Source organism: Longispora sp. NPDC051575 (assembly GCF_040681875.1).
Lineage (GTDB): Bacteria > Actinomycetota > Actinomycetes > Mycobacteriales > Micromonosporaceae > Longispora.
Map to the genome: position 1 here is coordinate 151059 of NZ_JBFAZP010000002.1, position 9326 is coordinate 160384.

5 protein-coding genes are annotated in these 9326 nt (G+C 76.1%); all 5 read right to left on the reverse strand.

Annotated features, from left to right (window positions below):
- The 5 genes from AB0M43_RS04610 to AB0M43_RS04630 are packed head-to-tail and all read right to left on the reverse strand — an operon-like array spanning position 1 to position 9326.
- Entirely contained in the window at positions 1-3408 is a 3408-nt protein-coding gene (locus tag AB0M43_RS04610) for an amino acid adenylation domain-containing protein (RefSeq protein ID WP_363721167.1), read from the reverse strand.
- Positions 3405-5702: a lantibiotic dehydratase gene (locus AB0M43_RS04615; protein ID WP_363721169.1), complete on the reverse strand. Its 2298-nt coding sequence runs from the start codon at positions 5700-5702 to the stop codon at positions 3405-3407. The genes AB0M43_RS04610 and AB0M43_RS04615 overlap by 4 nt, the downstream gene beginning before the upstream one ends.
- Entirely contained in the window at positions 5699-7348 is a 1650-nt protein-coding gene (locus AB0M43_RS04620) for a beta-ketoacyl synthase N-terminal-like domain-containing protein (RefSeq protein WP_363721171.1), read from the reverse strand. Before AB0M43_RS04620 ends, AB0M43_RS04615 begins: the two co-directional genes overlap by 4 nt.
- On the reverse strand, positions 7345-9126 hold the full coding sequence (locus tag AB0M43_RS04625; protein ID WP_363721173.1) for a non-ribosomal peptide synthetase: 1782 nt from the start codon (positions 9124-9126) through the stop codon (positions 7345-7347). The genes AB0M43_RS04620 and AB0M43_RS04625 overlap by 4 nt, the downstream gene beginning before the upstream one ends.
- Entirely contained in the window at positions 9123-9326 is a 204-nt protein-coding gene (locus tag AB0M43_RS04630) for an MbtH family NRPS accessory protein (RefSeq protein ID WP_363721175.1), read from the reverse strand. The genes AB0M43_RS04625 and AB0M43_RS04630 overlap by 4 nt, the downstream gene beginning before the upstream one ends.

Here is a 9326-nt window from a genome sequence, read left to right on the forward strand (position 1 = left end):
TCAGTCTCCTCGGGTTCTGCGCCGGGCGGCACTGCCGCGGCGCATGGCGGCCCGCTGGGCCGCCCTTGCCAGCTCGGGGTGCTCGGTCGCGCCGTCCAGGAAGGACGCGAGCGCGCGGATGTTGGGGTAGCGGAACAGGTCCACGACCCGCAGTTCCCGGCCCAGCAGCTCGGTGAGCCGGGCGCGGGTCGCGACGGCGGCCATGGAGGTGCCGCCGATGTCGAAGAAGTTGTCGGCGACGCCGAGTTCGGTGTCCAGGCCCAGGACCTCGGCCCAGACCTTGGCGACGAGCCGTTCCGTCTCGGTGGCGGGGGCCCCGCCGGCACCCCGGGTCACCGGGGCCGGTGGGGCGGTCCGCAGGCGGGTCGCCTCGGTGCGGATCCGGGGCGCGAGGTCGGCGAGCCGCAGGGACGGCCCGGCCACCGCCTCCGTGAGGACGGTGACCACGTCGGCGAACAGCGCGCCGATCAGGGCCTCGTCGTACACGTCGGGGTTGTGCAGCAGGTCGAACGCGAGCAGGCCGGCGCGTTCGGCCACGTACACCGTCAGGTCGAACGGGGAGCCGGGCACGTCCACGCCCACCGGTTCGGCCCGCAGCCCGGGCAGCGCCAGGGCCGGCAGGTCGAAGTTCAGCACGTTGAACAGGATCTGCATCAGCGGCGGCCGGCTCGGGTCCCGGGCCAGCCGCAGCGCGTCCACCACGCGTTCCAGCGGCGCGCTCGGGTGCTCCGCGATGGCGCGCAGCTCGTCGCGGCAGGCCCGGACGTGGTCGGCGAAGGTCGACTCGTCGGTGGTGCGCAACCGGGCCGGCACCACGTCCACGCAGAAGCCGACCAGGTCGTCGAACGCGGCCAGCCGCCGGTCGGCCAGCACCGCGCCGAGCACGTGTTCGGCGTCCCCGGTGCGGCGGCGCAACAGGACCGTGAACGCGGCGAGCAGCACGGCGGCGGGGGTGGCGCCCAGGTCGGCGGCCACCCGGCGCACCCCGGCGTCGACCTCGGCCGGCAGGGGCACCGTGCGCCGGGCGCCCCGGTAGGTCTGCACGGCCGGCCGGGTCCGGGCCGTCGGCAGTGCCACCACGGTCGGGGCGCCGCGCAGGTGGCCGAGCCACCAGGTCAGGTCCGCGTCGCCGTCGCGGGCCTCGCGTTCGGCGCGCCAGACCGCGTAGTCGGCGTACCCGGCCTCGGGGGCGGGCAGGGCGTGCCCGGCGTACGCGGCGGCCAGGTCGGCGAAGAACGGGGCCGTGGACCAGCCGTCGAACACGACGTGGTGCAGGGTGACCGCGAGGACGTGCTCGTCCGGGGCCAGCCGGTAGAGGGTGGCCCGCCACAGGGGGCCGGTGGCCAGGTCCAGGACGACGCCCGCCCCCGCCTCCAGCAGCCCGTCGAGGTCGGCGGGCCGGTCCGTGAGGTCCACCAGGGGCAGCGGCACCTCCGCCAGGGGCCCGCTGACCGGGTAGGGCACCCCGGACTCGGCCGGGATCCGCCAGCGCAGCACCTCGTGCCGGGCCGCGACGGCCGTCAGCGCGCGGCCGAGCGCCGCCGGGTCGAGCGGTCCGCGCAGCCGCTCGGCGAGCGCGATGTTGTACGGGGACCCGTCGAGCGCGAGCTGGTCGTGGAACCACATCCGGCGCTGCGGCGGGGACAGGGTGGGCGGGTTGCCCGTGCTCAGGTCGGGGCCCTCGATCGGGGCGCGCGCGGCGATCCGGTCGGTGATGCCGGCGACGGTGCGGCCGGCGTAGACGTCCTCGGCGGTGAGGTCGCGGCGCAGGTCGGCGCGGAGGGCGGCGACGAGGCGCATCACGGCGATGGAGTGGCCGCCGGCGGCGAAGAAGTCGTCGCCGGGCGCCGGGGTGGTGCCGAGGATCCGCCGCCAGTGGGTGGTGACCGGGTCCACGGGCGCCGGCCCGGCCTCGGGGGCCTCCGCCGCGAGACTGCGCAGCAGCACCCGGTCCACCTTGTTGCTCGCGGTCCTGGGCAACGCGTCGAGGTGCACGAACCGGTTCGGCAGCATCGGCCCGGTCAGCCGCAGGCCGGCGTGCGCGCGCAGGGCGTCGCGGTCCGGGGCGTCGGCCGGCGCGACGAACGCGACGAGTTCCAGCCCCGTCGGGCCCTCGACCGCCTCGACGGCGGCCTGGTCGACCCCGGGGTGCTCGCGCAGCACGGCCTCGATCTCGCCCGGTTCGATCCGCTGGCCCCGGAGCTTGATCTGACCGTCGCGGCGGCCCAGGAACGCGAGCCGGCCGTCGGGCCGCCAGCTGACCACGTCACCGGTCCGGTACAGCCGGGCGCCGGGTTCGCCGGAGAACGGGTCGGGCACGAAACTCGCGGCGGTCAGCGCCGGCCGGTCGAGGTAGCCCCGGGCCACGCCGGGCCCGCCGATCAGGAGTTCGCCCTCCTCGCCGGGGCCGACGAGGCACAGGTCGGCGTCCACGACGTAGGCCCGGTGCGCCGGCATCGGCACCCCCAGCGGCACGGCCCCGGAGATCGGGGCGGCGAGGTCGCCGGTGACGGTGTAGACCGTCGTCTCGGTGGGGCCGTAGGTGTTCAGGAACCGCCGACCGGCGGGTGTGCCCGGGCCGGTCCACGCCTCGATCAGCTCGGCGGGCAGCGCCTCGCCGCCGGAGATGACCAGCAGCCAGTCCGGCAGGTCGGTCGGGTCGAGCAGGGCCAGGACGGTCGGGGTGGCCATCCCCCAGGTGACCCGGTGCTCGCGGAGGAACCGGTGCAGCCGGGCCGGGTCGCGCCGGTCGGCGTCCCCGACGAGCTGCACGGCGCCCCCGACGCTCAGGGTGACGAACAGGTCGATCGTCGCCGCGTCGAAGCCCAGGGACGCGAACCCGAACGCGCGGGTGTCCGGGCCCGCGCCCGTGGTGGCCACGCAGCCGTCGACGAAGCCGAGGACGTTGCGGTGCGTGGTCAGGATGCCCTTCGGCCGCCCGGTGGAGCCGGACGTGTGGATCAGGTGCGCGAGGTTGTCCGGACCGGCGGGGCCGGGCTCAACTGTGTCCAGGTCCACGGCCGGCGCCGGCGCCCCGGGCACCGCGACCAGGTCCAACCCGCACCCCGCGAGGAGGGTACGACCGTCCTCGTCGGCCACCGCGAGCGTGGTACCGGCGTCGGCGACGATGTCCAGCAGCCGCTGGCGGGGGCTGTCGGGGTCCAGGGGCACGTAGCCCGCGCCGGACATGAGGACACCCAGGACGGTGACGACCATGCCGGGGCGGCGGCGGGCGCAGATCCCGACCCGGCTCTCCGGGCCGACGCCGTGCGCGCGCAGCTCCCCCGCGAGGGCGAAGGCCCCGGCGACCAGCTCGCGGTACGTCAGCTCGACGTCCCACTGCCGGACCGCGACGGCGTCGGGGGTACGGCGCGCCTGGGCGAGGATCCGGTGGGCGACGGTGGTCACTTGACCTCCTCGGGGTCGGTCAGTTGGAGCCGCAGCTCGCTGAAGTAGGTGCGGCCGGCGGCGTCGGGCACCCAGGCCTGGTCCAGGACGGGCAGCATCTCGCTGACCGTGACGGACACGTCCCCGCCCCCTTCGGCGGCGGCGGACCGGAGCATCGCGCACAGCGAACGGGTGAAGTGCGGGCTGCTCAGGTCCGTGTAGAACGGCTTGGTCTCGGTGCCGACCTTCACGTACACCTGCTCGGGCAGGCCCAGTTCGCGCCGCCAGCGCCGTACCCCCAGGAAGCGGGTCTTCTCGTCCTTGATCTCGGCGAGGCCGGTGGCGGCGACCGTGGTCCGCCAGGTCTCGCGCGCGACCACGACCTTGTCGATCGTGACCCGGGGGGTGCGCGGCGCGGCGGCGGTCAGCTTGAACGCGTCGAGCGCGTGCAGGGACAGCCAGTTGGAGAACATCTCCAGCAGCGGCCAGCGTTGCCCGTCGGGGCCGGTGGCCACGAGGTCGTCGCCCTCGGCGGTGACCCGGACCGAGGCGGCCGCCACCAGGTGGTCGGGGTCCGCTCCGGGCGCGTCGACGATCGCGAGCTGCCACTCGCCGGGCGCGCACTCCGACAGCGGGAGCCGGCCGGAGTTGCGGGGCCAGTCCGCCGGGAGCAGCGGCCGGACCCGGGGGCCGCCGTAGTCGGCGAGCAGGTCGGTGATGACGCCGGCCGGGTCCGGGTGCGACCAGGCGAACACCCGGCAGTCCAGGGTCGGCATCGCCGCGTGCAGTTCGCCGACGACCACGATGTAGTCGCCCCGGTTGATCGCCTCGACGTCGGTCGCGCAGATCTGCAGGTCGGGGCTGTGCACCCGGCCCGCGGACCAGCCGGGGGCGGTGGCCGGGAACGCCTCGGTGACCCGGCCGGCGAGATCCTCGGCCGCGAAGGTGAGCGCGCCGCCGCCCTCGGGGAAGTCGAACAGCCCGGCCCAGCGCCGGGAGAACTCGGCGCCCACCCGGTCCACGGGGCGGTCGCCGGGCGTGCCCCAGAACAGGCCCGGGGCCAGGTAGCACAGGTCGGCGAGGGAGACGCCGTCCGTGCCGGGGGTGACGAGTTCGGCGTACAGCTCGGCCAGCGCGGACCGGTACGCCCCGGCGAGCGCCACCGTGAGCCAGCGCGCGGCCTGGAGCAGGATCTCCATCGCCGGGGCGACGCTCTCCAGCAGCGGGGCGCCGAACACCAGCTCCAGGTCGCGGCTGGTGTCCTCGTAGCACAGGGTGCGCCCGGCGTAGGCCTGGCCGGGGTTGCGGCGCGGGGTGCGGCCGGTGACGGCGGTGAACTCCTCGTCGAGGGCGACGAGGGCGGCGATCAGGGCCCCGGGGTCCCCTGCCGCGGCGGCGACCCGGTCCCGGGCGTCGGACAGCCGGGCCAGGCCGGCGGACGCGCGGGCCCGCGCCCCGTCGTCGGAGACGGCGGCGATCCGGTCGAGCAGGATCCGCTCGGCGTCGGGGCTGACGGGCAGGCCGGCGTCCCAGCGGAGCAGCTCGCGCTCGACGAGCCGCTCGAACAGGAGGTAGCAGTCCCCTTCGGACCGCAGGCCCAGCGCCGGGTCGGCGAGCAGCCCGGCGGCCACCTCGCGCGCGGGGCGGCGGCCGTCGCTGGCGGCGAGCGCGGCGGCCTCCACGGCGGAGAGCCGGACCGGCGGCTGCATGGCGCGGAACAGGTCGCGGCCCACCAGCCACAGGTGCGGCCGGAGCATCGGGGGCAGGTCGCGGCGGATCGCGGGGTCCGCGGTGAGGAGGTCGGCGTAGGCGGCCAGCGGCCAGTACTCGAAGGAGACCTTGCGGAGCTTGGTCAGGTTCTCCCCGACCCGCACGGTGACCGCGTCCGGGGCGGTCGGGTCGATCCGCGCCCAGCAGCCGGGGCCGAAGAAGCCGATGGTCTCGTTCTTGCCGCAGTACCGCATCCAGTACCGCAGCAGCATCTCCTCCCGGTACCGCCGGTCGGCGTTGCGGTTGCCCGTCGGGTGCGCGACCTTGTCGAGCAGGCCGAGCATGCCCGGGTTCTGCCAGGTCACGGCCTCGCGGAGCAGCGGGTCGGCGGCGACGGCCGCCAGGTGCGCCGTGCCGGCCCCGATCGCCTCGTCGAACAGCCGGGCGAACTCGGCGTCATCGTCGCGGTCGGCGGCGGCGGCGCACTCCGGGGCGGAGAACGCGGTCAGCCCGGAGGCGGGGAAGCCGGCCGTGCGCAGGATGCCGTCCCGCCACACCGACCAGCCCTCCGCGCCGAGCGGGAACCGGTGGGACGCCGTCGTCATGGGGTGCTCCGTTCGGGAAGGTCGATCCAGTGCCGGCCGCGTTGGAAGGGATACGTGGGCAGCGGGATCCGCTGTCCCGGCGCGGCGGGCCGGCCGGGTTCGGTGTGCTCGGCGGGCGGGTCGGCCAGCAGGGCGACCGCCTCGGCGACGGTGGCACAGGTGACGGCGGCCCGGTGGGCGAACCGGCGGCGGCCCACGTCGAGGGTGTGCGCGACGTCGGCGAGGTCGAGGTCGGGCCGCGCGAGCAGGTGCGCGCGGAGCCGGTCGGCCGCCGCGCGCAGGGCCTCGGGGGTGCGCGCGGACAGCCGCAGGGTCCACGGGCCGGGCCCGGCCGGGGCCGGTGGTGCCGGTGGCGCCTCGGCGACGATCACGTGCGCGTTGGTGCCGCCCAGGCCGAACGCGCTGACCCCGGCGATCCTCGGCCCGTCGAGGGGCCAGTCCCCGGCGGCGGTGGGCACGAAGAACGGCGAGGAGTCGAAGTCGATCTCACGATTGGGCTTGACGAAGTGCGGGTTCGGCGGGATCCGGCCGTGCGCGACGGCGAGCACGGCCGTGATCAGGCCGGTCACCCCGGCGGCGGCGTCGAGGTGCCCGACAGCGGTCTTCACGGCGCCCAGCGCGCAGTAGCCGGTGGCGGTCGCGCCCGTGGCCCGGTACGCCCGGGTCAGGGCCTCCACCTCGATCGCGTCGCCCAACGGGGTACCGCTGCCGTGCGCCTCCACGTAGCCGATGTCGGCCGGGGACACCTCCGCGCACTCCATCGCCTCGGCCACGGCGGACATCTGGCCGGCCAGCCCGGGGACGGCGAAGCCCGCCCGGTCCGCGCCGTCGTTGCTGACCGCCCAGCCGGGCAGCAGCGCGTACACGTGGTCGCCGTCGGCTTCGGCGTCCTCGAGCCGCTTGAGCGCGACGACCCCGGCACCCGTACCGAATCCTGATCCGGCGGCGTCGGCGTCGAAGGCCCGGCAGCGCCCGTCGGCCGAGACCATCCCGCCGCCCGGGTGCCGGTAGCGCGGCCAGGTGACGCTGACCCCGCCGGCCAGGGCCAGATCGCACCGGTAGTCGGCGAGGCTCTGCGCGGCCAGGCACACGGCGACCAGCGAACTGGAGCAGGCGGTCTGCACGGCCACGGCCGGTCCGGTCAGGCCGAGGCGGTAGGCGACCTGACCGGGCAGGTGGTCGGCGCTCTGCTGGGCGAGCAGCCGTCCGTCCCAGTCGTCGGGGTCGAACTCGCCGAGCGCGGGGTTGCCGAACAGGTGGTACAGGAAGTACTTGTTCACCGACGTCGACGTGAACACCCCGACGGTGGCCGTGCCGCGCGCCGGGTCGTGGCCGGCGTCCTCCAGGGCCTGCCAGGCGGTCTCCAGGAACAGCCGGTGCTGCGGGTCGGTGCGGGCCGCCTCGTCGGGGGTGAAGCCGAAGAACTCCGCGTCGAAGTCCTCGATCCCGGGCACGAAACCGCTGGCCCGGACGTGCGCCGGATCGGCCAGCAGCCCCGGGCCGATCCCGAGGGCGCGCAGGTCGTCGGCGGTGTGGTCGGTGATCGCGTCCACCCCGTCGAGGAGGTTGCGCCACAGGTCGGCGACGGTGTCCGCGCCCGGGAACCGGCCGGCGAGCCCGACGACGGCGATGTCGTCCCCGCTCATGACGCCGCCCGGTCCCGCCGGGCGGCCCGGCGGCGGGCCATCCGGTCGGTGACGCCGGTCAGTTCGACCCCGTCGGCGTCGCCGTCGAGGTGCGCGGCGAGCGCCGACACCGTGGCGTGTTCCAGGAGCGTCACCATCGGCAGCCGCATGCCGCGCGCCTCCAGGTCGCGTTGGACCCGGGCGAGCAGCAGCGAGTTGCCGCCCAGGTCGAAGAAGTTGTCGGCCGGGGACTGCACGGTCACGCCGAGGGCGGCGGTCCACACCTCCGCGACGGTGCGTTCGGACTCCCGGGCCAGGGGGGCGGCGCGCTGGCGCGGGACGGCCACGGGGGCGGGCAGGGCCAGGACGTCGACCTTCCCGCTCTGGGTGAGCGGCAGCGCGCCGAGCAGGACGACCGCGCGGGGCAGCAGGTGCTCGGGCAGGCGCAGCGCGAGTTCCCGGCGGAGCGCGGCCGGGGTCGGCGCGGGCGTGCCGGGCTGCACGTAGGCGAGGATCTCGGTGCCGGCGACCGGGTCGACGCGGGTGGTGGCGACCGCGCGGACGACGCCGGGCAGCGCGGCCAGGTGGGCCTCGACCTCGCCGAGTTCGACCAGGTGGCCGCGGATCTTGACCTGCCGGTCGGCGCGGCCCCGGTGCACCAGGGTGCCGTCGGGCAGCAGTTGTCCCAGGTCACCGGTCCGGTACGCGGGGGTGCCGTCGGTGTCGGTGAAGAACCGGGTGGCCGTGAGTTCGGGGTCGCCGACGTAGCCGGGGGCCAGGTGCGGGCTGCGGATGACGATCTCGCCGTCGCGGAGCACCACGTCGTAGCCGGGCAGCGGGCGGCCGATCGGGACCTGCTCGCTGTCGGACAGCGGGCCGGTGACGTGGTGGTGGGTGGCGAACGTGAACTCCGTCGCGCCGTAGCCGTTGACGAACACGCAGCCCGGGCCGAACCGGGGCCGGCCACGCTCCACGTCGGACCTGGTCATCTCCTCGCCGCCGAGCAGGACGGCCCGGATCCGGGGCAGCCGGTCGGCGGGGGCGAGGGAGTCGAGCAGGAACCGGTACACCGTGGGTGTCGAGTGGTAGACGGTCACCTCGCGCTCGGCGAGCAGCGGCGCGAGCCGGCCGAGCCCGTGCCGGCGGAGGTCGACGGGGACGACGGTCGCGCCGGCCAGCAGCGCCGGGAACAGGTCGGGGATGGCGGCGTCGAAGCTGAACGACGCGAGCAGGCTGACCCGGTCTGCCGCCGTGATGCCCAGGCTCGCGACCTGGTTGCGGGCGCCGTGCAGCAGGTTGCGGTGGGTCTGCGCCACGGCCTTGGGCCGCCCGGTGGAGCCGGACGTGAACAGGAGGTAGGCGGGCGCGTCGGGGTCGGTGTCGCGCACGACCAGCGGCGCGGGGCGGACGTCCTCGGCGACGACGATCCGGACCGACCGGCCCCCGACCAGGTCACGGGCCAGGTCGAGCTGGGCGCGGCCGGTCACGATCGTGTCCACGTCGGCCCGGTCGACCATGTGCGCGAGCCGGTCGCGCGGGTAGCCGGGGTCGAGCGGGACGTGGCACCGGCCGGCGGCGAGCGTGCCGAGGATGGCCGTGACGAACGGCGCGCCGTGGCCCACGAGCAGGCCGGTCCGGCCCGCGAGGGGACCTGACCGGCCGGCGTCGCCGAGCGCGGCGGCGAGCCCGCCGGCCGCCATGGCCAGGGCGCGGTAGGTGAGGGCTCCCTCGTCGTCGACGACGGCGACGGAGCCGGGGTGCCGGAGCGCGGCCGCCGCGAACCCCGCGGTGACGCTCACGCCGCTGCGGGGTCGGACGCCATCGCCTCGCGCAGGCTCCGGGGCCGCAGGTCGGTCCACACCTCGTCGATGTGCGCCAGGCAGTCCTCACGGCTGCCGGAGAACCCCGTGCCGGTCCAGCCGGCGGGGAGCGGGCGGTCCGCGGCCCAGATGGAGTACTGCTCTTCGTCATTGCGTACGACAAAAAGGATCTTGGTCAT